The organism is Kluyvera sp. CHPC 1.251, from assembly GCF_036759945.1.
GTDB lineage: Bacteria > Pseudomonadota > Gammaproteobacteria > Enterobacterales > Enterobacteriaceae > Kluyvera > Kluyvera sichuanensis.
This window is the reverse complement of sequence record NZ_JAPKIC010000008.1, coordinates 159,690-181,968: the sequence shown is the minus strand read 5'-3', so window position 1 is coordinate 181,968 and position 22,279 is coordinate 159,690. Positions and strand designations below refer to the sequence as shown.

At 47.5% G+C, this 22,279-nt stretch carries 26 protein-coding genes, 1 tRNA gene and 1 riboswitch; of the genes, 10 read left to right on the top strand and 17 right to left on the bottom strand.

The annotated features are described in order from the left end of the window. Positions 1 to 90 precede the first annotated feature (90 nt). Positions 91 to 1,410, bottom strand: coding sequence for a voltage-gated chloride channel family protein (locus V6940_RS16610; RefSeq protein ID WP_333496582.1), 1,320 nt, complete (start codon positions 1,408 to 1,410; stop codon positions 91 to 93). 70 nt (positions 1,411 to 1,480) lie between these two features. Beyond that, a riboswitch (Fluoride riboswitch) is annotated at positions 1,481 to 1,542 on the bottom strand. Between the two features lie 45 nt (positions 1,543 to 1,587). Further along, positions 1,588 to 2,052: an Lrp/AsnC family transcriptional regulator gene (locus V6940_RS16605; RefSeq protein WP_185670007.1), complete on the bottom strand. Its 465-nt coding sequence runs from the start codon at positions 2,050 to 2,052 to the stop codon at positions 1,588 to 1,590. Between the two features lie 138 nt (positions 2,053 to 2,190). Here V6940_RS16605 and V6940_RS16600 point away from each other — a divergent pair, with 138 nt between their 5' ends. Continuing rightward, positions 2,191 to 2,802, top strand: a complete 612-nt coding sequence (locus tag V6940_RS16600) for a LysE family translocator (protein WP_333496581.1) — start codon at positions 2,191 to 2,193, stop codon at positions 2,800 to 2,802. Positions 2,803 to 2,835: 33 nt separating this feature from the next. Here V6940_RS16600 and V6940_RS16595 read toward each other — a convergent pair whose 3' ends face one another. The 3 genes from V6940_RS16595 to V6940_RS16585 form a co-directional block, all read right to left on the bottom strand. Then, positions 2,836 to 3,108 (bottom strand): GNAT family N-acetyltransferase, encoded by a 273-nt coding sequence (locus V6940_RS16595; protein ID WP_333496580.1) that lies wholly within the window; start codon positions 3,106 to 3,108, stop codon positions 2,836 to 2,838. A gap of 11 nt (positions 3,109 to 3,119) precedes the next feature. Next, positions 3,120 to 3,353 (bottom strand): 4Fe-4S mono-cluster protein YjdI, encoded by a 234-nt coding sequence (yjdI, locus tag V6940_RS16590; protein WP_333496579.1) that lies wholly within the window; start codon positions 3,351 to 3,353, stop codon positions 3,120 to 3,122. Positions 3,354 to 3,620: 267 nt separating this feature from the next. Further along, positions 3,621 to 4,316, bottom strand: a complete 696-nt coding sequence (locus V6940_RS16585; RefSeq protein WP_333496578.1) for a porin — start codon at positions 4,314 to 4,316, stop codon at positions 3,621 to 3,623. Between the two features lie 624 nt (positions 4,317 to 4,940). On the opposite strand from V6940_RS16585, the gene V6940_RS16580 reads away from it, so the two are divergent. Beyond that, positions 4,941 to 5,717 carry an SDR family NAD(P)-dependent oxidoreductase gene (locus V6940_RS16580; RefSeq protein ID WP_333496577.1) on the top strand — a complete coding sequence of 259 codons (777 nt, stop codon included), beginning with the start codon at positions 4,941 to 4,943 and terminating at the stop codon, positions 5,715 to 5,717. Between the two features lie 34 nt (positions 5,718 to 5,751). Next, on the top strand, positions 5,752 to 6,240 hold the full coding sequence (locus V6940_RS16575) for an OsmC family protein (RefSeq protein ID WP_333496576.1): 489 nt from the start codon (positions 5,752 to 5,754) through the stop codon (positions 6,238 to 6,240). A gap of 46 nt (positions 6,241 to 6,286) precedes the next feature. Here the strand turns inward: V6940_RS16575 and V6940_RS16570 are convergent, their stop codons facing one another. Next, positions 6,287 to 6,652 (bottom strand): NUDIX hydrolase, encoded by a 366-nt coding sequence (locus tag V6940_RS16570; RefSeq protein ID WP_333496575.1) that lies wholly within the window; start codon positions 6,650 to 6,652, stop codon positions 6,287 to 6,289. A 359-nt stretch (positions 6,653 to 7,011) separates the two neighbouring features. Between V6940_RS16570 and V6940_RS16565 the strand changes: the two genes are divergently transcribed. Both V6940_RS16565 and V6940_RS16560 read left to right on the top strand, forming a co-directional pair. Then, positions 7,012 to 8,247, top strand: a complete 1,236-nt coding sequence (locus tag V6940_RS16565) for a tyrosine-type recombinase/integrase (RefSeq protein WP_063215958.1) — start codon at positions 7,012 to 7,014, stop codon at positions 8,245 to 8,247. Between the two features lie 252 nt (positions 8,248 to 8,499). Beyond that, a complete protein-coding gene (locus V6940_RS16560; RefSeq protein ID WP_333496574.1) occupies positions 8,500 to 9,171 on the top strand; it encodes an EAL domain-containing protein in 672 nt (223 codons plus the stop codon). Between the two features lie 41 nt (positions 9,172 to 9,212). On the opposite strand, the gene V6940_RS16555 is transcribed toward V6940_RS16560, so the two are convergent. The 9 genes from V6940_RS16555 to V6940_RS16515 form a co-directional block, all read right to left on the bottom strand. Beyond that, on the bottom strand, positions 9,213 to 9,887 hold the full coding sequence (locus V6940_RS16555) for a phage baseplate protein (RefSeq protein ID WP_333496573.1): 675 nt from the start codon (positions 9,885 to 9,887) through the stop codon (positions 9,213 to 9,215). A 29-nt stretch (positions 9,888 to 9,916) separates the two neighbouring features. Further along, positions 9,917 to 11,797: a hypothetical protein gene (locus V6940_RS16550; protein WP_333496572.1), complete on the bottom strand. Its 1,881-nt coding sequence runs from the start codon at positions 11,795 to 11,797 to the stop codon at positions 9,917 to 9,919. A 329-nt stretch (positions 11,798 to 12,126) separates the two neighbouring features. Next, positions 12,127 to 13,158 carry a major capsid protein gene (locus tag V6940_RS16545; RefSeq protein WP_049085667.1) on the bottom strand — a complete coding sequence of 344 codons (1,032 nt, stop codon included), beginning with the start codon at positions 13,156 to 13,158 and terminating at the stop codon, positions 12,127 to 12,129. A gap of 16 nt (positions 13,159 to 13,174) precedes the next feature. Further along, positions 13,175 to 13,537 carry a hypothetical protein gene (locus V6940_RS16540; RefSeq protein ID WP_032255273.1) on the bottom strand — a complete coding sequence of 121 codons (363 nt, stop codon included), beginning with the start codon at positions 13,535 to 13,537 and terminating at the stop codon, positions 13,175 to 13,177. Further along, a complete protein-coding gene (locus tag V6940_RS16535) occupies positions 13,534 to 13,758 on the bottom strand; it encodes a hypothetical protein (protein WP_333496571.1) in 225 nt (74 codons plus the stop codon). The genes V6940_RS16540 and V6940_RS16535 overlap by 4 nt, the downstream gene beginning before the upstream one ends. 690 nt (positions 13,759 to 14,448) lie before the next feature. Further along, the gene (locus V6940_RS16530; protein ID WP_050863221.1) at positions 14,449 to 14,787 is read right to left on the bottom strand and encodes a hypothetical protein; all 339 of its coding nucleotides are present in this window, start codon (positions 14,785 to 14,787) and stop codon (positions 14,449 to 14,451) included. Next, positions 14,777 to 15,172 carry a hypothetical protein gene (locus V6940_RS16525; protein WP_072093812.1) on the bottom strand — a complete coding sequence of 132 codons (396 nt, stop codon included), beginning with the start codon at positions 15,170 to 15,172 and terminating at the stop codon, positions 14,777 to 14,779. Before V6940_RS16525 ends, V6940_RS16530 begins: the two co-directional genes overlap by 11 nt. Before the next feature lie 403 nt (positions 15,173 to 15,575). Then, the gene (locus V6940_RS16520; RefSeq protein WP_333496570.1) at positions 15,576 to 16,268 is read right to left on the bottom strand and encodes a helix-turn-helix domain-containing protein; all 693 of its coding nucleotides are present in this window, start codon (positions 16,266 to 16,268) and stop codon (positions 15,576 to 15,578) included. A gap of 102 nt (positions 16,269 to 16,370) precedes the next feature. Next, on the bottom strand, positions 16,371 to 16,538 hold the full coding sequence (locus V6940_RS16515) for a hypothetical protein (RefSeq protein ID WP_164530024.1): 168 nt from the start codon (positions 16,536 to 16,538) through the stop codon (positions 16,371 to 16,373). A gap of 571 nt (positions 16,539 to 17,109) precedes the next feature. Here V6940_RS16515 and V6940_RS16510 point away from each other — a divergent pair. The 5 genes from V6940_RS16510 (at position 17,110) to V6940_RS16490 (ending at position 20,615) form a co-directional block, all read left to right on the top strand. After that, positions 17,110 to 17,571, top strand: coding sequence for a hypothetical protein (locus tag V6940_RS16510; protein ID WP_069601752.1), 462 nt, complete (start codon positions 17,110 to 17,112; stop codon positions 17,569 to 17,571). A 1,604-nt stretch (positions 17,572 to 19,175) separates the two neighbouring features. Next, on the top strand, positions 19,176 to 19,736 hold the full coding sequence (locus V6940_RS16505) for a tyrosine-type recombinase/integrase (RefSeq protein WP_333496569.1): 561 nt from the start codon (positions 19,176 to 19,178) through the stop codon (positions 19,734 to 19,736). Positions 19,737 to 19,741: 5 nt separating this feature from the next. After that, positions 19,742 to 19,951 (top strand): hypothetical protein, encoded by a 210-nt coding sequence (locus tag V6940_RS16500; protein ID WP_049085679.1) that lies wholly within the window; start codon positions 19,742 to 19,744, stop codon positions 19,949 to 19,951. Beyond that, on the top strand, positions 19,948 to 20,220 hold the full coding sequence (locus V6940_RS16495) for a hypothetical protein (RefSeq protein ID WP_333496568.1): 273 nt from the start codon (positions 19,948 to 19,950) through the stop codon (positions 20,218 to 20,220). The genes V6940_RS16500 and V6940_RS16495 overlap by 4 nt, the downstream gene beginning before the upstream one ends. A gap of 95 nt (positions 20,221 to 20,315) precedes the next feature. Beyond that, entirely contained in the window at positions 20,316 to 20,615 is a 300-nt protein-coding gene (locus tag V6940_RS16490; RefSeq protein WP_062773082.1) for a hypothetical protein, read from the top strand. Between the two features lie 756 nt (positions 20,616 to 21,371). Here V6940_RS16490 and V6940_RS16485 read toward each other — a convergent pair. Both V6940_RS16485 and actS read right to left on the bottom strand, forming a co-directional pair. Then, positions 21,372 to 21,445, bottom strand: a tRNA-Gly gene (locus V6940_RS16485). 80 nt (positions 21,446 to 21,525) lie between these two features. Continuing rightward, positions 21,526 to 22,272 (bottom strand): amidase activator ActS, encoded by a 747-nt coding sequence (gene actS / locus V6940_RS16480; RefSeq protein WP_442910826.1) that lies wholly within the window; start codon positions 22,270 to 22,272, stop codon positions 21,526 to 21,528. Positions 22,273 to 22,279 lie beyond the last annotated feature (7 nt).

Sequence of the window (22,279 nt, the reverse complement as noted above, 5' to 3'; positions counted from 1 at the left end):
AATGCGCAGCCATTCTGAAATAACAAATATTGAGTTAGTTATTTACATTTTTGCAATAAGGCCAGGGGAGGCCTGTAGGCCGGATAAGCGTCAGTTTTCCTCTTTAGCTTCGACAACGACAGATTCCGGGTGACAATTTTCACGCTGCCAGGCAGGCAGCTCCGCCAGCTTTATCCCTTCCGGCACGATGCTGTGCTTCAGGCAGGCTACCCGCTGGGAACGATAAATACCGGTATAGCCCGAGACCAGATAGGCCACCACGCAGGCCATCGCGGCATACACGCCGATATCCGCGCCGAACAGTTCAATCGCCATCAGCGTCGAGGCAATTGGCGTATTCGCCGCACCGGCAAAGACCGCCACAAATCCCAACCCTGCAAGGAAGGCAAACGGCAGATGCAGCAACGGTGCCAGCGCATTGCCAAGCGTAGCGCCGACGTAGAACAGCGGCGTCACCTCCCCGCCTTTAAACCCGCTGCCCAGCGAGGTGACGGTAAAGACCAATTTGCCAAGAAAATCCCACGGCGCCAGCGGGTGCTGGAAGGCATCCACAATCACCGGAATACCAAGACCAATGTAGCGGTCAGCATGTAGCAGATAGACCGCCGCAGCGACCACCACCCCACCGATAAACGGGCGCAGCGGCGCATAGGCAATCCGTTTTTTCATCATGCCGCCAATCAGGTGAGTGGCATCGGCAAACACCCGGGAAGCCAGGCCGAAGCAGCAGCCCGCCACAATAACGGCACCCAGTACCCAGACCGACATCATCGGAATAGATGACATCGCGTAATGCGTATGGTGCACGCCCCACATCAGGCCAACCTGATCTGCCACCACCGCCGCGACCAGACAGGGGAAAATCGCGGTGTAGTGCATGCGGCCTATCGCCATCACCTCAAGGCCGAAAATTGCCCCGGCAAGCGGCGTACCAAATACGGAAGAAAAGCCTGCGCTGACGCCCGCCATCAGCACCATCCGACGCGCATCGTTATCCAGCCCTAACAGCGGCGTGAACCGATCGGCAATCGAGGCGCCCATTTGTACCGCCGTGCCTTCACGGCCAACCGACGCGCCGAAAAGATGGGATACCACCGTGCCGATAAACACCAGCGGCGCCATCCGCAGTGGAATCGTATTCGCCGGGCTGTGGACCTCTTCCAGTATCAGATTATTCCCCGCCTCTACCGAACGGCCGAGGCGCAGGTAGATCCAGCCCACAGCAAAGCCAGCGAAAGGTAGTAACAGGATAAGCCAGCGATGCTGAAGGCGCGTGGCGGTCGCCCAGTCGAGCGAGAAGAGAAATAAGGCAGATGCGGAGCCGACGAGTATGGCAATAACTACAGCCAGCAGGAGCCACTGTATCAGGAAGAAAAGCGAGTTTTTACGAGCGAAGTGTTCAGAGAGCATTGACGCATCCTCAGATGAATTAATCATCCTGGACGCAGTAGAGGTGTGCCTGTTCATTCCCGGTCCAGGAATACAAACAGGCATCATCAGCCACACGGCGGTTCAAGGGGGAATGCCATCCCCTGTGAATGAATATTAGCACACGAATCGTTTCAGCCAAATACTTTGTGACTGGGGTTATTTCAGCGTCTCCAGCGGGAAAGGCCGGTCCTGCACTACCGTTTTCATCACCAGCGTTGAGCGCAGGTGCTGCACACCCGGCATCGCCGACAGCTTTTGATCGTAGAGTTTCTGGAATGAGGAGAGATCGCGCGTGACCACCTGCATCAGATAGTCCGGGTCGCCAAATAGCCGCTGGGCCATCACGATCTGCGGGATCTCTTCCACCGCCTCTTCAAACGCGCTGACCGCCTTCCTGTCACCCTCTTTCAGGGTCGCAAAGACCAACGCGACGAAGTTAAAGCCCATTTTTCCTGGGTCGAGGTTAGCGCGGTAGCCGGTAATCACCCCTTCCTGTTCCAGCGCCCGCAGACGTCGGTGACACGGAGACAGGCTCAGATTTACCCGTTCAGCAAGCTCAGTGATAGATAAACGGCCATCGGCCTGTAGCTGTGCAAGAATTTTTCGATCAATGCTGTCCACTTAGAAGATTCTCTCTCTCAGGCCGGGTTTCCAGCATAACATTGAAAGCTCATTGCGCGGCAATACCGATATTCTTTCCTGACATTCAGTAAGGGTTTTCGGGGTTAACATGATGAGCAAGCGCGAGGCAATTCGGGTATGGAAATGAGTTTGGTGGCGGGATTCTGGCTGGTTTCGTTTTTGCTTATCATGACGCCGGGCGCCGATTGGGCCTACACCATTAGCGCGGGGATCCACGGACGCACCATTGTGCCTGCGGTGGCGGGGCTGATGTCCGGCCATTTGCTGGCGACAATTATCGTGGTGGCGGGCGTTGGCGTGCTGATAGCGGGGCATCCGCTAGCGCTGTCGGCGATTACGCTGCTGGGGGCGTGTTATCTGCTGTGGCTCGGTGTGTCGCTGTTACGCCATCCAGCAACGGTATCCAGCGCCACGCAGCAAAGCGGCGGTTGGAACCAATGGGCGCTGAAAGGCATGTGCATCAGCGGCCTCAACCCAAAAGTCTTTCTGCTGTTTCTGGCGCTGCTGCCGCAGTTTACCGACCCCCACGGCCAGTGGTCGGTGGCAATGCAGATGTCAGCACTCGGGGTAATGCATCTCATCACCTGCACGATTATCTATTTACTGGTGGGGTACGGTTCACGCGCGCTGTTGGCTAGCCGTCCGCAGGCAGCGCGGGTTGTCAGCCGTTTTTCCGGTGGGTTGATGGTGCTTATCGCCGTGGCGCTGCTGTTCGAACAGCTTCGCTAGTGAAGATGCGCCAGCTCACGCTGGCGCGGCGTTTCAGGCGCGAATATCGTCATACTCGCGGGTGTTATCAAATTCATGTTTCGCAAACGGGCACAGCGGGATGATTTTGCGCTTTTCCTGACGCATCTTCTCCACCACCTTAGCCACCAACTGTTTGCCAACGCCCTGCCCCTTCAGACTCGCGTCTACATCAGTGTGTTCAATGATGCTCAGATGCTCGCCGGTGGGAACAAAGACGATTTCCGCCACCTGATTACCGTCGCTGTCGTTAACGTAGAACTTGTTATGGCCTTCCAGAATATCCATGTTTCCCTCTCTTAATCGTGATGACGGTATTTCAGCGCACCGCTTGGGCAGGTGTCGATAACGCGCACCACCGTTTGCTCATCAACCTCATCCGGGATGATCCACGGTTTACGTTTCAGGTTAAATAGCTTGCTGCTTCCGCGTACGCAGTTGCCCGAGTGCTGGCACATCGTCGTGTTGAAGTAGACATCAATCTTCTCCCCGGTATAGACACGATAGCCTGCGTCCAGTAGTTCCTTATCCATGACATTGCCTCTATTTTTTTATATGGGTTCGAGACTAAGCATAGACCTGTCTGGGGGTGAGATTCATCACTTACGGCGAAAAACCACAGCGAGAAAGTTTTCATACGTGGGATGGAGGGGAAAGTGTCTGTACACTATAAAATAATTAGAAATAGCCTATAGCGGCTACTAAATAATAAACAATGATGGTTTCCAGCTGTGCATGAATGGGAAATAAAAGAGTGCAGCCCCGATAATTATATCGGGGCATCGCTAAAGAAGTATGTATTAGAAAGAGTATGCTACACCGACACGGAAACGGGTCTGGCGATCATCACGGTCGTTCACGCCAACGTTGCCCACTTCGCCGTATGGTGCCCAGTTTTTATCAATTTTATACGCCACTTTGACGTTATATTCCTGAGAGTATGGCTTGTTATTGTTACGTGCAGTCCCTTCGGTACTACGTGCGTAAACATAGTTCAACTCGGTACGCCAGTCGCCGAACACATAGCCTGCCCATGCATCGCCACGGTTGACTTTGTCATCATCTTTGTTGGCATTTGACGGGTAGCGAGTGTAGTCATAGCGGTAACGGGCAGCAACGTAGAAACCATTATCGAAGCTGTATTGCACTCGCAGGTTTGGCTTGTAAATGGAGCGACTGTCGTTACTTTCGATATTAAAACCAGGTTGAACAGAGAAGTTTTTATTGAATTTATATTGATAGCTAATTGTTTCTTCGTGACCGTTACCAACAAAGTCAGAGAACGGCTGGTCGGTATTATTCCCACCTGATTTCCATTTTGCTTCGACCGAGAAGCCAAAGCCATTCGCAAAGCGGTGAGAAACGGAAACACGATCCGCGTTAGTTTTATCTGTTTTACCACCATCAATGAATTCATGACGGAGATCGACAGTGACTGCAGATGCTGCGAAAGAGGCGCCACACAAAGCCATCATGACCAGAGATTTCTTAAACATGCAATAACCCTCAATTGAAATTATGTTTCATTTTTATGGAATTGCATTTTATTTTTTTAGAAGATTTGTTTTAGTGATCGAGATCGTAAAGATTTATTTCATGAATGTATTGATGTCTGAGACGTGATGGATCTCAAGTAATTAGCAATTGACTTTCCAAAAATAGTGTCACGGATCACATCAAAGATTAAATTACATTAAATTTACACATCTTTATATTTAATATTTATCATTATAAATCAAATAGATAAAACAATTAGTCACTTACGTTATTTATTTTTTATCAATAGTAAGACCACCCAACAATATGAATATTAAGCGTTAACGCTATAACTAGTTACATATCTTCCTATTTATCTATCTATTTCAGAATAAAAATCAGCCTTTTTTGGTAGGCTATTAAACGGTCGACCAGGCAGACCTTAACCATGGTGATTTCCCCCCCCACCGTAATACCCGCTCCTTCTCTCCCCGCTTGAAAACATCAATGTTGCATCACGAGATAGTTTTTCTTTATCGTCACGCGATTTCTTCTGATTCGTCACGCTCAGCACTCGCTGCCATCATGGCCCCACAGCAAACGGCATGTCGCCGTGAAAATGAACATCACCATCGAGGTCAGCAATGAGCACATTATTCTCCGGTAAAAAATTGTTAGTGGTAGGCGGTACCAGCGGTATGGGTTTTGAAACCGCAAAGCAGGTACTGAAAAATGGCGGCAGCGTGGTTCTGGTGGGTAATCGCCAGGATAAAGCAGAGCAGGCTCGTCAGGCACTGATGGCCGATGGTCAGGTCTCCATTATCATTGCCGACCTGATGAAAGAAGAAGGAATGCAGCACGTCATTAACACCATTAACGCGGAACATCAGGACATTAGTCTGCTGGTCAACGCCGCAGGTGTCTTCTTCCCGAAAGCGTTCACCGAACACGAAATGGCGGACTACGACATGTACATGAGCATCAACCGTGCGACCTTCTTTATTACTCGTGATGTGGTGCGCAACATGGTGAATGCCGGTATCCAGGGCGCTATCGTCAATATCGGTTCAATGTGGGCGCAGCAGGCCATTGGCGCAACGCCATCTTCTGCCTACTCTATGGCGAAAGCGGGCCTGCACGCGTTGACTAAAAATCTTGCTATTGAGTTGGGCAGTAAAGGGATCCGCGTAAACGCCGTCTCTCCGGCAGTGGTACACACCCCGATCTACGAAGGCTTCATTCCGAAAGAAGAGGTCGGTTCCGTTATGAACAGTTTTGACAGCTTCCACCCGATTGGTCGCGTCGGTACGCCTGCCGATGTCGCTGAAGCCGTCTCCTTCCTGCTGTCTGATAAAGCAGGCTGGGTCACCGGCGCTATCTGGGACGTTGACGGTGGCGTGATGGCTGGTCGTAACGCCTGATAAGGCTGACACACAAAAATAGGGGGAGGCAATGATGAAAAACGAGTCGGCGTCGTTCGGCATTGTCACCACCTGGCGTGGCGGTATGGCAAGTGAGTCCACTAGCCATACCCGTCTTCGCCGTGGCCGCCGTTACTCCTCAACGCGCCATATCATCCATGCCGATGAACCCCGGCTTCTCGGTGGTCGCAATACGGCGCCCACCCCGCAAGCACTGCTGCTAACGGCTTTTAATGCCTGCATGATGGCAACATTCGCGGGTGAAGCCGCCCGCGAGCATATCCGCCTGACGCATCTTGAAATTGAAACTGACTGCCGTTTGGATCTGCTGGCTCGAGCATCCAACATCAACGGCAATCCGGATACCTTACATTACCTGATCCGCGTGAATGGAGAGGCAAATGCTGAGCAGTTCGAGAAGCTGCATCGACTCGCCATTGCCCATTCCCCCACTCGCTGGCTGCTGGCTCAGAACATGATTATCGAAGGGGATATGTGTTCTGAGACGCTTCAGGGAAAATAAGAATCCTGCTAAAGCGCACGCTTTATGGCCGCGAGCGCTTGTTTCATCACACCGCTTCCGGCATTTCATCAAGTCGCTGGTAGACCATAAGCCCCAACTCATTCGCAATACGAACATCGTTGTCCGCGCCCATTGAAGCGCCCTCCAGGCGCAATACCGCATCGCATCGCGTCAGCAGCCGATGAGCTACCGGGTAGAGATACGCTTCGCTGATGGAGTCACCGACCTTTTGCGAACCCGCAGCCGTCGCCAGTGGGAAGGCCAGCCACTCACCAATCACTGGAATGTGCCCTTTCTGGTAAACCGCCAGCGCCGCTTTTTCCATACGTGCCAGATTTTCATGCATCAACCGTTCATCACCGTTTGTTCCGCTACGAACGGGGCCCACGATCAATACGATCATACTTTTCATGTTAGTGCTCCAGATGGGTTGTTGGTTTTAATCGCAGGTGATGCCCAACAACCTATCATGCAAAAACATGCACAAACAAGATAATTCGTGCATTAAAATGGCGATTTATCATTATAAAGATCTATAGGAAGTGCGGTAGAAACGACGTGCCAATGCTGAGTGATAGCTTCGACGTTAGCCAATTGGGTATATCACTAATCTGGATAAAGGATTCGACAGGAATAACAAGATATGAAGAAAATCTGGAGCGGGCGAAGGGAATCGAAACGACGTTTCATTTTTCCATAGCGCGACGGTCAGAGAATCAACATAGTAACTATTATTGATACTTGATTGCGAGATTTTAGAGGATCAGTCTCATGACAATCAAGGGCCAGGAGTATCTTTATCTTTCACCGGATGGGGTATGGCAGTTTCAGATCTACATCCCGTCTTACATGCGCCACATGTTCGGCGGTAAACGTCTGTACCGGAAAAGTACAGGTACACGGGACATTTACAAGGCGCGTCACTTTCGCAATCACATGCTGGTAGAGTGGAACAACCTGAAAGAACAGTTCAAGCCGGATACAGAGGACAAACGCATTCAAGTTGCGATCACTTCCCTGCACTCACAGATCCGCAAGAATAAAAACAAACCCCTGATTGAGGAGCGAGCCAGTTCGATTCCCCACCTGTGCCTATTACGGGATGAATACGCAACTGCCTACCGGGATCGGCGTTCATTGTCCACACTGAGCAAATCGGCGCGGGCCGTGGAAGTATTTCTCCAGAGCATCGGGAAAGTTGATATCAGTTTGGATCAGATAGGACGGCGGCTGGTTACGGATTTCATCGAAGAACAGCAGAAACGCGACGTAGCAGGGCAGACGCTGCAAAACTGGTTAACGTCACTGGGAAGCCTCTATGAGTTTGCCAAACGTCGCTACGACGCTATAGCGCCGCTTAATCCGTTTCACGGCATGAACCTCGAAGCACGGCGCACTATTGAGAGCTACCAGCCGTTTGAATGGCATCAACTATCTACCCTGCTCAACGAAGCAGACGAAGAACTACGAGCCGTCATTCTGATCGGTTTGTTCTCTGGTGCAAGGCTGGACGAAATCGCCAGCTTGAAAAAATCAGATGTTGTTATAGTGGAAGGGATACAGACTTTCTTCATTAGCAAATCGAAAACGAAAGCAGGGGTTAGGCACATACCGATCCACGCTTTTCTGATCGGTATGGTGGATTATTATCTGAGTTTGAACACTGGAGATTACCTGTTACCACAGGCTAACAAGATTGAACGCAAAGACGGGAAAAAGGGGCCGTTCTATTCCCAGGCATTCACCCGCTTACGGCGTCGCGTAGTGCCTATGGCTACAGATCGCCAATGCTTTCACAGTTTGAGGGGGCATTTTATCACGTGTCTTGACCGTGCCGGAGTACCCGAACAGCGTATAGGCTACATCACGGGGCACTCTTCCCAAGCCGCAGCCACAGAAGCATTCAAGACATACAGCGCGGGGTGTTCCATGAAAGAATTGTCCGACTATGTGGAAATGGTGGATTATCCAGAGATCATCTTCCCTGAAACGGAAAAAGGGGCGTAAGCCCCTTATTTATAAACAAATTGATTAGATTAATAAGCTATTGTTTATGAATAATACACGCTAATTCTTGCTTTACGAACAAAGCAAGCTTAAAATAGTAACAAAAAACCATCAAAGACATAACACTAAAATCCCAAAAAAAAACCACCAAATTCAGTAGGTTAAACACTTAAATAACAGAAACCATTATTGATTTTTTGTTACAAAGACCACATTATGAATGAACCTATGTAGAAATTTAAGGTGTTTGTTATGGATACTACATTCATTGCTGAACCTATAGTAAGCATTGACGAAAAATTGTTGGGCGTTGAGCTTCTCACTCGCTTCATTTCCCCAGATGGACGCCCCCTTCATCCTGAGTTCGTAATTTCATCTTGGGATTTAGATAGGAAACGGCTTTTCCTATACGAACAATGCGGAAACATTGCCAGTATGCAAATGTGGTTCGAACGAAAGAATCTATTTTGTACACTGAACATTGATCAGCAAATGGCTTTTCTGATACGTCATGACTACATACTTAGACAAACTTTCGAATCGATGCCATTCATCAAACTTGAGCTTTCTGAGAATTTCCCAGGTTTAGATAAAGGATTAAAAAACCCCTTGTTAAAGTCGCTGAGCCAGGGTGTGAATGGGCTGTGGCTCGATGACCTTGGGGCAGGTAATTCGAATGTAGTTAGTTTGATAGAAGGTTACTTTGAAGTAGTAAAAATAGATCGCATTTTCTTTAATGAGCAGGTGAAAAAACCAACCTTCTACGAATTAATTGTATTAATTAAAAAATACTGCGACAAAATTATTATTGAAGGCATTGAGGATAGAAAAAGTATGGAAATCTTGCGTGAAGTAGGCATTTGGGGGTTACAGGGTTATCTTTTTAAATCCATCCCATTTGAGAACGTAGATTCCTTGGTATAGCTCGAATCATCTTCATTGTAAAAGGGGCAAAATGCCCTTATTTATTTCTTAAATTCCGTAGTAACCGTATCACCTTCGCTTTTCTTAGGTGCATTGTTTACTACCTTCTGTTTTACCGTACCACCAATAGATTTATTCCCCTGCGTCTTAGTTGCAATTACATTAACTGTAGCAGTGCTAACAAGCCTTACTTGTTCAAATTCAAGATCGAATTGCATAGCAAATTCAGATTTATAATCGTAACTGATGCCAGAGAGAATGACATTCTCATACACTTTGTGCTCTGTCACTAATGTAATAGGTTGACGACTATCAAAGATTTTATCAAGATACTGGATAGCCTGAGAAATACGAGTACCATTAACGCCAGCACTGTATAATAAATCTTTCTCAAGCCTTACCGGAGTTTCGGTAATAATCCCCGATAGCTTGAATGTATTATTCTTAATCTGAACGTGATCGCTCACTTCTGAGCCGCTCTCAACGGGATAGCTTGTAATGCCTGCCTGTCTACGTATTCCCGTATCTGTCACGGCATCAAACACAATAGCCTGATAATTCTGAATGTAGCTATCAGAAGCTGGATTATAAACAGATGCAAGGATAGTGAATCCGTTTTCACCCTTATTACGGGTAGCGCTGCTGTTATTACTGTTCTGAGTTGAATTGATTCGGGAAGAATCTCCCCCGATTGTTAAACTTCCTGGTGTTGCCATTTTATTTTATTCCTTATGAAGAGGGGCAATTAGCCCCCAGTCCCTTGTCCAGATGAAACAGCCAGCACCATACGCTGATTGTTCTGATTAATACGCTGATCTACGCTCGCATTTAGCATGTTTCCGAATGTCGGATCAGGGGCAATAGTGAGAGAGATCATTCCTTCCGGTAGGTTATTTTGTAATACCACTGGCTGAACCACTGTATTATTAGCTGGCGGTGTTACTGTAGCCGCTGCGGATTGTTTCAACATCGAGACAGGAGAATAATCACCGTTAGCGCCCTGTGCGTAACTGCTCACGTCTTTAGCATCGCCTGTGCCATTCCACCACTCGCGCACCGTATCAAACACATTATGTTGGTGTGTGCCGTCTGCTTTAGGCTGGCTGGCTCCGTAGGCGTTAGCCACTGGATTACTCCCAGGTTGTGCAGGTGCTGACGTTGTGCCGTAATGCTGGCTAACAGTTTCTTTAGAGGTGTTATCCCCGTTCAGGAGATTGAGCTTACCAGTGATCCAGTTGGTCATCTTCATTAAGCCATTTACAACATCTCCCGCCGCCTTGCCTAAGCCTTTGAAGAAGGGTAACGCTTCCTGCATCGCTTCCTTCCACTCTTTAACCGTCGCAGGGTCGAGAGACTCCATGAAACCTTCGAAGAATGCCAACTTCTGGCTATCGTTGAGAATGTCCATTTCCTGATTGAATTTGCGGTAGGCCACAAGCTGATCTTGCTGTTCCTGGTTCAACCATTGCCCGTTACGCTTGAGCACGTCCACCTGATCAGTGAGTGCCTTACCACCATTCATAAACGCTTTATGGTATAGGCCCAGGTCATCACCTAACTGTTCCAACGATGCGAGGATTTGCTCTGGTGATTTGCCCTGCTTCTCTAACGTATTGGTATAGGCAGAGACGAAGCCCATCGGGTTCTTTTGGTAGGACTGCAAATCTTTCAAAGTGAATCCGGCAGTGTTCACTGCTGACAGAATCCCCTGATCACCACCTTTGTATTGTCCCGACTTCTTATCGTATTTAGCCTCATTGAGAGTTTGACCGATGCGGTCTTGAATATCCTTATAGTTATCAAGGATTTTACGCTGACCTTGAATACCCATTCCCGAATCAATGCCGTTAGCGGTAGCGTATTGGCTTTGGGCTTGTAGCGCGTTGTAATCTACATTTCCTAATCTGGCACGCTGTACAATCTCGCTACGCTCTTCCTGGGCTGTTACAGCATCTTTTCCCCATGAATAAGCACCGTAAGCCGCCGCACCGATACCAGCGCCAGCAAGCGCACCAGTGCCTAATCCCATCAGAGAGCCAGAGATCGCCCCTGTAGCTTTACCACCGCCAGCAAGAGCGTTAGCTCCTCCCGCCTTTGCCGCTGCCCTACGCTCTGCGTTAATGCGTCTGTAGCTCTGCTGTAAGCGCTTAAGCTCGCTGGTCTGACGTTGGAGCGAAATTGTACCTGCTGCATAAGCCTTAGTGATCCGTGACGCTGCCAGTGCCGCCTGGGTTAATTCGACGTTGGTAAGGTGCTGCATACTCTTAAAGCTGCTGGCAGTGTCCAAGAGCTTCAATTCAGCCCGTTCACGGCGCTGTGCGTTTCTTGCGGCCTCTTTCGCTGCCTGAGCCTCTACACGGGCTTGCGCCTTAGCTGCCCTTGCCTTTTCTCGTTCATCGTTGCTACGAGGCTTAGAGGCTTTTTTATTCAGCTTATCTAATTCTCTTTCAGCAGATTTTAGCCCCTGGCTAAATCTCTTCATGTTTATTGTGGGATCTTTTATCCCTTTCGCTTTCTTCTGAATCTGGTCAAAAGCATCAAGGGCTGTCTTCATGCTGTTTCTGTCCACCACAAAGGAAACGGTCGATTTTATTTCTGCGATGTTGATCGATAGTCCACCTGACATTATTCACATCCTTTCTTTTCGTTCACAAGGTAATTAAGTGCATCTGATACACTCATTCCTCTGAAAATAAGTTGTCTTAAATGTGAATGACTCACATCAAGTGCTCTCGATACAGCTGCTAAATTGAGTATTTGCTCTGCACTTGTATCATTTAGTTGTAAATGCAAGCCTCGACTCTTTAGGATAATTTCCAATTTTATCTTTCCTCCTATTCTGGAAATAAAAAAGGGCGGGAACACTGGGGAGATTTGCGCTCTCTTAGTTCCCAACGTTCACACGCCCTATTCAAAGCCTGATTGTTTCCAGCGGGTCAGGCTCCCGCTTGCTCATTATTCTGAGGCTTTAATGTGAACGGAGAAGCCCAACCCGTGGTTAACAGGCAACGCCGAGTTCTCGGAAATCACATTGATTGCGTTACCGCGCTCGCTTTCGAAGCTCCAGCTATAAACTTCCGCAGGTGCTGCATTAAGAAGTTCAAATGTTGAAGAAGCTGCGCCGTAGATGTTCTGGTAAATACCGCTTCCCTTAGCGAATTGCGGGATAGCGATAGCATCAGCATCACCCATTTGTGCTAATAGCAGCGGATCAGTTACTTTCACAACATCGCAATTTGTGCCTGGAATGCTAAAAGTGCTCACGCCTGGCAGGAGGTCACGACGCTGGAATACTACGTTCCCTTCGTCCAGTGGGCTGACATAGCGGAAAGCCGCTTCCATTGCAGGGCTGAAACGCAGATCGCTATAGAATGAGCCTTTAGCAAAAACAATAATTCGCTCCACTGCCGACGCCTGGCTTTGTGCCGCTTCGGTGATTTGACTCACCATGTCGTCAATGGCACGTAGAGTGCTGCTATCTGTAGCTGACAGATCAAGAGTGGCATTCATCGGGGCTACGCCGAACAGATCGCCAAAGTCGATTAACAGATCGTCTGTCTTAGGCGTATACACCTGACCAGAGAACAGAGAGCGAGCAAGATAGCTTTCGCGAGTGCGCATAAACGCTACAGCGTGTTTATTCATGTAATCGCTGTAAATGTCTGTCACTGTTTCTTGAATGTCGCTTCCAGGCTTACGCTTGCCCTGAATGTCTGACGGAGTGATCACGTCTTCACGCAGGAAATACGGAAGCTCAATAAGCCACTCTTTACCGCTCTGACGTTGCGTAGTGTTATGTTCGTTGGAGAACCTTGCAGTAGGCTGATTATACAGGCTGGTGTTATCTTCCAGCAGACGGGACACGCTCACCTTATGAGATGTAACTCCGTCGCCATCAAAAATGTTTAGTGACGACAGTAAAAAATTGCGGGTGCTGGTTAGCTGGAATAATGGGGAAAGGTCGATACGCTCGTTTCCAATAATCATTATTTATCTTCCTTGCTTAAGAGGTGAAAAATTCACGAGTGGCGAAGCCTTGCGCCTGTAATGCGCTGATCGCTGCTGCGTGGTTAGCTGCGTTGAGATTGTCGCTCTTGAGGGCAACGTATGATCCAACGTTGGGAGCGCGTAGGACGTTCACAGGCTTATTACTACCTGCTGTAACGAAGTCGGACACGCAGACATAAGCCACGTTCCCAGATGTATAGAGAGCGCCGGAGGCGTCTAAAACATCGCCGCACTGCACATCAGCAGGAAGAGAAGCGAACACTTTACTGTCTACTGCTGCAAAATTGTCGGTCGCAGCACTCACAATGTCTGTGTAGCTCTTACGTACCGGAAAAACGTCTGATAGGGTGATAATCATTGTTTGGTTGATTCCTTTTTTACTTTATTGGCGATCCGTTCCTGAATACTTAATTTATTTTGATGTGTGTCCTCAGAAGGGAAATACTGTTCAACAGCTTTTTCAATTTCTTCTACAGTGCATCCTGCCATTTCAGCCACTTTAGCTATTAATTCAGGGTTACACAAAATCACTTCATCTTTGTATTTTAGGATTCGGTCGCGATTATTTAATAAGAACATTGTTGTTGTTCCTTCGCGTTGGTCTGTGCATTAATTACGAAAGCATTAATAACGAAAGCGTTACACACAGATTGTTAAAAAGGGGCGGTTAAGCCCCTGGAGAGAATGCCCCTTGCTAAAGAAAGCATTGTTTAACGTCATAGAGGAGGCCATGAAGTTAAAGAGTGATTTCTTAAATAAATGAGGGCGCAATGTGAATACAGATGTAAACACAAAGTAGGATCGCCCGTCATTGCTCCTCATTTAAAAGTGCACACCTATAACAATAGGTGACACCCTGGAATAAATGAGGCTTTCATTATCTATTAGCTGACACTTTCGGGAGTGTTATTAATAGAAGATTGCCAGCTTAACGTAATTCCTGAACCTCTCACAATTCAAGGGTAGTTAAGTCTGACTACATTCATCCTAACGGAATGAATGAGGGATAAAGAGCGAATGCTCTTTTTGAAAAGGTCGGAGATGCGCGGGTGATTGCATGTAAAGCCAACACAACGAGACATTACATCCCACGCATTCCTTCGGAACTAAACAAAAAAGAAGAAGAAAGAACCAACACTTTCAAAAAAAGCATTCAAAAGAGAGTGCCGCTATGGGAAACGGCATTCAGGAGGGAGAAGTGATTCGAATACTCACCCTATAACTCATTATGACACAAATAGCACAATCTGTCAAGACATTTCGTAACTTTTATGTTATGGCGTATTCTTCAGCGATCTCTATGGCAAGCTCGGAAAGTTCCTGTGAGACATACTTTAGAGAACATGCAAGTTCCGTCCACTCATCGATCACTTTCCAAACCTCATGTTCTGTAACCGTACTGTTCTGAGAGCGCATCAGAAGCGCTATGGCGCGTTCTAACTGCTCCAGTGCGTCTATCCCCTGCTCTGTTTGTTTAGACGCGCATAACATCGCTTCTGGCGTTCTGTCACGCCACGCTGCATTAACCAATTCAAGAATAGGAAGGTGCCAATTCTCGTGGAAAGAATTAAGTAGGGTGTTTATGGTGTCCATAGTGTTAAGAGTCATAATGTTCCTTAGTATCAAATAGGGTGTCAAAGTCGCGGGTTAAATTGTTAAGGTGATTTACCGAAAGCCAGCCGCAATAATGTTCGTATGAGGAGAAATTAAGAATTTGCCATTTGTGGAGATTTGAAGAATCCACATTAAAGATTTTCATCTTCCTGGGTTTCCAGAATGCAGAAGAGCAGCTATTAAGAATGTCCTGTAATGCGTCCATCTCATCTGGAGACATTGCAGGGCTATTCTCTTCGATTGTTTCAGTTTGCCATTCACCAGGAAGACAATTCTGTTCCTTCGAAAGGCGAGAGAGATTTTGAAAATCAGATGTTCGTAATAATGATTGTGCGTTTCGTTCAAGCTTTGTAACTACGTTACGTTTTCTTTTTCCCATTCATTCCTCGTAGAGGGGAAACTCCTTGTCTTGTCATAACGTATAATCCGTACAGCAAAGCCCACCACCATAAAGCAGTTATCATAAAAGTTTCCCGATTGTGTGTTTTAGAAATTAGAGTAGATAAATTCTACATTGTCTCGTTCGATGTGTTTCAGCGTGAATGATAAATAGCTACTTTCATCATCTATCTCAATCACACCAATGTTGCGCAGCGCACGAAGCCAGAATCTGATCCCGTGATCACTTACACCGGATTTATCAGATAGCTCGCCGTAGGAAATTTTGGTCTTCCTGCCTTTCCAGAACCAGATAAGCGCATGATAAACGCCCTTCCCGCTATCGTTGATTTGAATCTGTTTCGTGTTATTCAGTTTTATGTATTGTATCAATTAGGTCTCCGTTAAAATGGTATCGTTGATTGTTCAATCTGGGTGTATTCATACGGGTGTGTTTCCTGAAATAGTTGCTCGATTCCCATTGAATGATCTATTCCGATTCGTTGAAGCACTCTTGATGACCAGGAATAAAAGCTCTCGTCCTCTCGTCGTTGTGAGAGATTTTCAAGCAGGTGTTTCACTGCGTCAGAAGTACGGATTCTTTGAGGCGTTATCGCTGGTGTGTCTTCGTGGGTTTCTACTGTATTCACTGGCTCAGGGGCTGGCACTTCGTCAGACGCTGCTACAGGCTGCACTGTCAGTGCTTCTGGTGGAGTAATGTGCGCATCAGTGATCGGAAACGTGCGGTAAACTTTGGAACGATAACCAGGGTTTTTCTCTTTCGTGATTAGCCCTGCATCTTGCAGCTTCTGAATGAGTTTGCAGGTGTGCTCCCTGGATAAATCGATCACCTTTCCAAGTTCTGTCTGGCTTTCGTAACAGAAATTCCCTGAATTTTCCCATCCCTGAAAATAACAGTACAACTTTTGCGCCTTCGGGCAAAAATCCATGAAACCATTTTCGAGATTGGGAGAATAAATACGTGGAATCTCTCGGAAGTAATGCGGGATGTTGATTGTACGATCTCTTACTTTTCCATCTTTATCGGTGTATTGGTATTTTGGATCTGCCTTAATCTCGGCGAGGGTTTTTGCCATTGTTCTATGCTCCTATGTATGCTCAGTAAATTACGAATGCTCCTCATTTGGTTTTCTCCGCTTCTCATTCGTGGGGTGGGTTTTGACGCTGAAACGTGGTTATTACGCGCCAGCTTTCGAGTATTTGACCGCCAGACTTTGGCATTCTTCAAGAAGGAGTGCGCTTACGCTCATTTTTCGGCGCTTCGCTTCTCTGAACAGAATCTGAAATGTCTCATCCGGTATCATTAACGATGTGGACGGTGGTAGTTTGGTTTTCTTCTCGATCATTCTTGTTCTCCTTCTGGGTTATTTAGTGGTCGAAGTGCGGATTTCATCCCAGCGCTTCAATACTTCTGTGAGAAAGGCTTCCCTTTCGTGGTATCCACGAGCGCGGCAAGCGTTGCGTAGTGCTCGGATGCGGTAACGGTTGGTGGTTCCGTCTTTCAATTGTTGAAGTGTGTCTTCAACGTCAAAATATCTCAGTGTGGCCTCCTATGGTTGGCGTAAATAAAAAGACACCTTGCAGCCTGACGGCTCAAAGTGCATTAAGAGATTATGTGGATAAAGTTTTATGCTACATGGGTACTATAACATTTTTCTTACCTATCTGTCAACCCCTCAATGGTGATTTCTCAAAATAATTTTGATCTTTTTCAACGCGTTGCATTTTTGTTTTGCGATTAGTGCTCTTTATACACAAAATCAACGATGGAAATCAATCTGTTTTTGTGGTAGTTTTGCCAACCAGAACGGAATGCTTGGGAAAACCCCAGACACCCCATTAACAAGTGATTAAAAAATGAACGATAACAACTCAACCAAGAGGACTTATTGACTAAAAAACAGACAGGAGGACTTAATGAATCATTCTCAGCCACACCTCAGCACTACTCACACGCCACATACAATTGAACTCACCACCGAACAGATGTTTGACAGCCTGGTGCCGTATTTCACCGAGGTAACGCATCCACAGAAACGCAGCAGACTCCCCAAAGTACTGACTTTTACCACCGATCATAAACGAGTGTGGGCTTATCTCAGAGAGTGTGAGGACGATACAGCCGGATGTGTGATGTTCGATCTGAGTTGTACAGCCCGTGATCTCGGCATGACTCAGAAACGAGTGATGACCGTCATTGGCGATCTGGATAATGCTGGCTGGATACTCTGCCGAGACATTGGCTCGCCCGGTGCTGGAACCTATCAGATCACCATCCAGGACATTGAAACCATCGTTTCATTATGTAGCACCATCACGTATGCCCAGCCAACTATACTAACGATGGATGTGCTGAGAGGCTCACGCCTGGTTCATTAACTACAATAGTCCTAAAACGCTCTGTAAAGCATTCTAAGAGCTTTTATTGCATAGGTAGTCATCTTGCATTTCTTACCCTCTTTAAATCGATTACAGCACCTCTGAGGCGTTCTGTTTGCACTTATGCCGCCCTCTGGCACTTACTCCCGAAACCAATAGCACAACTACAGAGGGATAACGGTAGTTATCATGATAGTAGGTGATGGTATTGGATTGAGGCTGGATGAACTGGAGCTATCAGCGACCAGTGAAGCCTTAGCCCTGCTGCTCTACCTTCGAGAATTAGCACCACTACAGACGAAAGGATGTAGGGTAGATAATAGGAGGTAGGTAGAGTTGGCATCTGGTAAGCATCGTTAGATGGGTAGTAGATGGTTACATACCGCGCACAGCGCAGAGAGATTCGCCCACGGCGAAAGCGATCTCTTGCCGATGGCAAATAATCGTTCGTGCCTGACTCTCGTCAGAAACGAAGTTTGCACGAGTCCAGAAGGTACAGAGTAACGCTTTGCTGCGTCGTGAGCAGGAACGGGGGGTGTCCGGGAAGCCACCAAACGGCGTACCAGGACATTTCCCCTTGAGTGACGGCGATTGACGCCAGGCAAATGATCTTTGCGACCAGCGCAAAAGGTCAAATCCACAAACATAGTCTTATAGATCTTAGTATTATAGTTAGTTAGTCTTATAGAGTGACGTTACGTCACAGATAACGTGCCTCATGTGTGACGTTACGTCACAGAAGTAGCTTGTTGATGTGACATTACGTCACAGACAGGATGATTCGTATGTGTGACACTCCGTCACATAGCAGGGTTTTTCCCGTATGTTCTCACGCTGAAAGTGACAAAACGTCACTCCCCAACGATTAATCATCACCCTGCTCACTCCGAATCGTCCATGCAACAACCCGCAGTAATTCCAATCAAAATGGACAGTAAAGCCCTACTTAATCCAGGATTAAGCCAATCTAAATAATCCACCTCTCACGCTCTGTAAATCACTTTCTAACTATCGATGTACATTACCTCAATTTTTGTAAAGCCTTGCACCGTGCGGCTCACAGCAATCATTGTCCACTAAGAGCACTTTCATGATAGGTGCAATGTACTGAACGAGTCTTATGAATTGAAACGATGTTTCTTTTTTCATGCCGAAACCCGCCATTTAGTTAGCATTCTAATCATTTCTTGATGCGATCAATTCAGATGAGAATTATTATCATCTGACGTGCGATATCTCTACCTCAAGGTTCTGTAGAAATGTGAGATAGAATACCTAACCTATTGATTTATTTGATACGCTACGCTTTATCTTCGCCCTTCGCCTCTCTGGTATGCAATGAATCTGCATAAACCGTGCATAGCCTCGCCAGCATTTGGCAACGTTCAAACATCTATTTAGACTTGCCAACATCATGATTTCGTTCAAGATATTCCTAAATTGTGCGAATTTTAAACAGCAGTCCGTGCTTGTTCGCGTTAAATAGTGCTGGAAATGGCGCAACCGTCCACCACTCCTTCAAAAAATGTGAGATTGAATAGTTGTAACTTACTGAAAATGATCATAATCTTATTTCACAGTTCAAGATTAATGGAGATAAGTAGATGGCGACCACGAAGATAATCACCCAGGCTGAGGCGTTTAAGCTGATAAGCTGGCTTGAGAGTCATAACAAACAGCTATTCGCAGATGTAGCGATCACTATGGCCTCTTTATGCTTACGTGTCGGGGATACGGTGAATTTGAAGTTCAGCCAGTTCAAGGAGGGAAACACGCTGGAAGTGTTGGAGAGCAAGACGGGCAAGAAGAAGGAAATCATCGTCCCTGCAAAGGTGTGGGAGATCGTAGAACGTCGCCGCCAGGCATTCCCGAAAGACGAATACGTTTTCACGTCACACAGCAACCGTGCATCAGGAAAAACGCCTGTAAGCCGTGAGCAGGTGAACCGTGAGATCAAACAGGCTGCGGAGAATGTCGGGATTAAAGGAACGGTAGGGTGTCACTCGTTTAGAAAATTTGCATCTACACAAATTTTTGAGCAATCCAACGGAAATCTGGCCTTAGCCATGAAAGCGCTGAACCATTCAGATCCAAAGGTAACAATGAACTACTTGAAAATCGACGTTAAGAGCGTGGGCGCTGCCCTTGCAAACATTTGGGAGTGATCAACATGAAACGCTTACTGGTGCTGACGCTGGCGCTATTGCCAGCCCTGGCGAATGCAGGACAAATTACGATGACTCACCCAGAGGAGGAACAGACGGAGAACGGAAAAACGCTATGCACGTATCAGAACAGCAATTACCTGTTCACCTACGTAACCAGCGCTCAGCGCTGCCCCTATACCAAAACTTTCCACACTGAGGATTCAGAAGAGTGAAAAAGGAAGAAGAGCCAATCACCAGTTTTATCTGGTGTGGTGCTACGGTGCGCGTTTATACGCAGGTAGTGAAGTTTGCAGGGACGACAATACAGCGTCACCTGTTACCAACCAATCTTAGAAAAGCTGTAAATGAAGAAGTGGCGAAGGCTGGCAACTTGCCGGAAGACAGCCCCCGCCGTATTCAACAATCCCAACGGAGAGTTAGAGATGCCGAATCAGCACATTATGGCGTTAGCGCTCGCGCTGTGCAACGTAAGCAACGGTAAAACCGTCCGAATCCCTGCCATGACAGGAAGCCAGCTTCATTTGCTTATGATGTGGCTACGGGCTTTGAAATAACCATAACGAACGAGGAGATAAAATGGCGACATACAATTCTTATTCAATCAAGCAAGACATTGAACTCTATCAAGAAGAGTTGCAGGAAAAACACCCACGGCTATCTGAGAAACGGTTAGATGCGATCCTTGAGGTGAAAAGTGCAATAGCGCTACGTTTTAAAGACATTGCCGACAAGGACGAAGCAGCGAAAGAGCACATTGCTGTATGCAACATTATCCGAGCCAACAAAGAACTAAGTAAGGCTGATTTCTCGAAGTTTATGGACTTTGCGCAAATGTACTGGCGACAGTATCAAAGCGAATGTGCTCAAGAAGCCTAACCAATTTCTTGCCGGGGGCGCAATGCCCCTTTTTCTTTAGGGTATTACTCCCCGTTGGTTTTATCCCCGTCCTCTTGCCGCATAGATTCGATAAACTCCCGTTGCGCCTGTGTGAGTTCAAGCTCATCCAGCAAGCGATCTAACTCGTCTTTGGGTGATTCCTCTTGATTCTGTCTCTTCCCGATAGCCATACTCACCCTTGATTTATTCAGATTAATCTTAGGTTAACCAGGGTGCAGAAAATGCGCAACTCACAGATTTTAGAGAATAGAAACCATAATGCCCGTTGGTGGTAAGACAACGTGCGGAGCCGTTAGGCGACTTCATCAGGGTTATGTCAGACAGTGAAGTTTATCAGGATGACCATGTACCCGAAGGAGCGAGGCCGAACCGCTGGCAGAGCCGGATCTGTAGCTACCGGAGCATCACCACCATAAAACCTGTTTATTCCCTGCAACGTCATCTCGACGTGTGGCATGTGGGAGCATCGGCAAAAAATGCGCTTCACTGTAAGGTTATGAGAAGTGCGATCCGTCGCTGCCTGGTGTAGGCTTTGCGTTCATTGTTGGGCTATCGCGGTAAGAACTTGAAACCACCGCCGACGATTGGCTACACTCTCATCTCACCGAGTAACCATTCGTGACAAGTGTCAAAGTAGTGAACTATGGTAGAACGCCTCAGCATGTTAGTAAGCACTACTGCGTAACATGCTGGCAGAGCAGCATTTTAGAATGCTTGCTCCACAAGGGGAGATTCTGGAGCGGGCGAAGGGAATCGAACCCTCGTATAGAGCTTGGGAAGCTCTCGTTCTACCATTGAACTACGCCCGCAAAGGTGTGCGAGGAGCATTATAAACGTTACTCCTCGCCTGGCAAGCATTAAGGCAGCTAAGTGATGATAAAATAACCGCTTAGCACTTCGGTTTGCTGCCCTGCGGCGGTAAATAGCGCAGCGGGTCAATCGCCGTGGCGCGATAGCGAATCTGGAAGTGCAACCTCACCGAGTCAGCATCCGAATTGCCCATGGTCGCTATCTGCTGGCCAATCTTCACGTTTTGACCGTTGTTTACCATCAGCTTATCGTTATGCGCATAGGCGGTAATGTAATCTTCATCATGCTTAATCATCACCAGGTTGCCGTAACCGCGCAGCTGGTTGCCCACATAAACCACTTTCCCCGCCGCCGCCGCGTAGACCGGCTGACCACGACTACCTGCGATATCAATTCCCTTATTACCGCCTTCCGAGGTGGAGTAGCGCATCACCACCTTACCAGTCGCAGGCCAGCGCCAGCAGCGTTGACCTACGGCTGGCCATGAAGATTGCGGAACGGCGGAAGATGGCGTGACCTTCGCCGTTTGTGTCGCGCTGGATTTTTTGCTGCCGGAGGATTTCGCCGAGCCGTTCACCCTCAGCTTCTGGCCGACATTGATGTTATACGGCGGCGAGATGCCGTTAAGGCGAGCCAGTTCCCCGACGCTGGTACCCGTCATCCGCGAGATACGCGACAGCGTGTCGCCTCGCTTGACGGTGTAAACCGAGCCACTGTAGCTGCCTTCCGAATTGGATGATTTTCCAGCACAGCCAGACAGCGCAAGCCCGATAATCAGGCACATTAATAGACGTATTGGGGAAGAGAGTTGGCGTCCTGCTCGCAAAACGAAT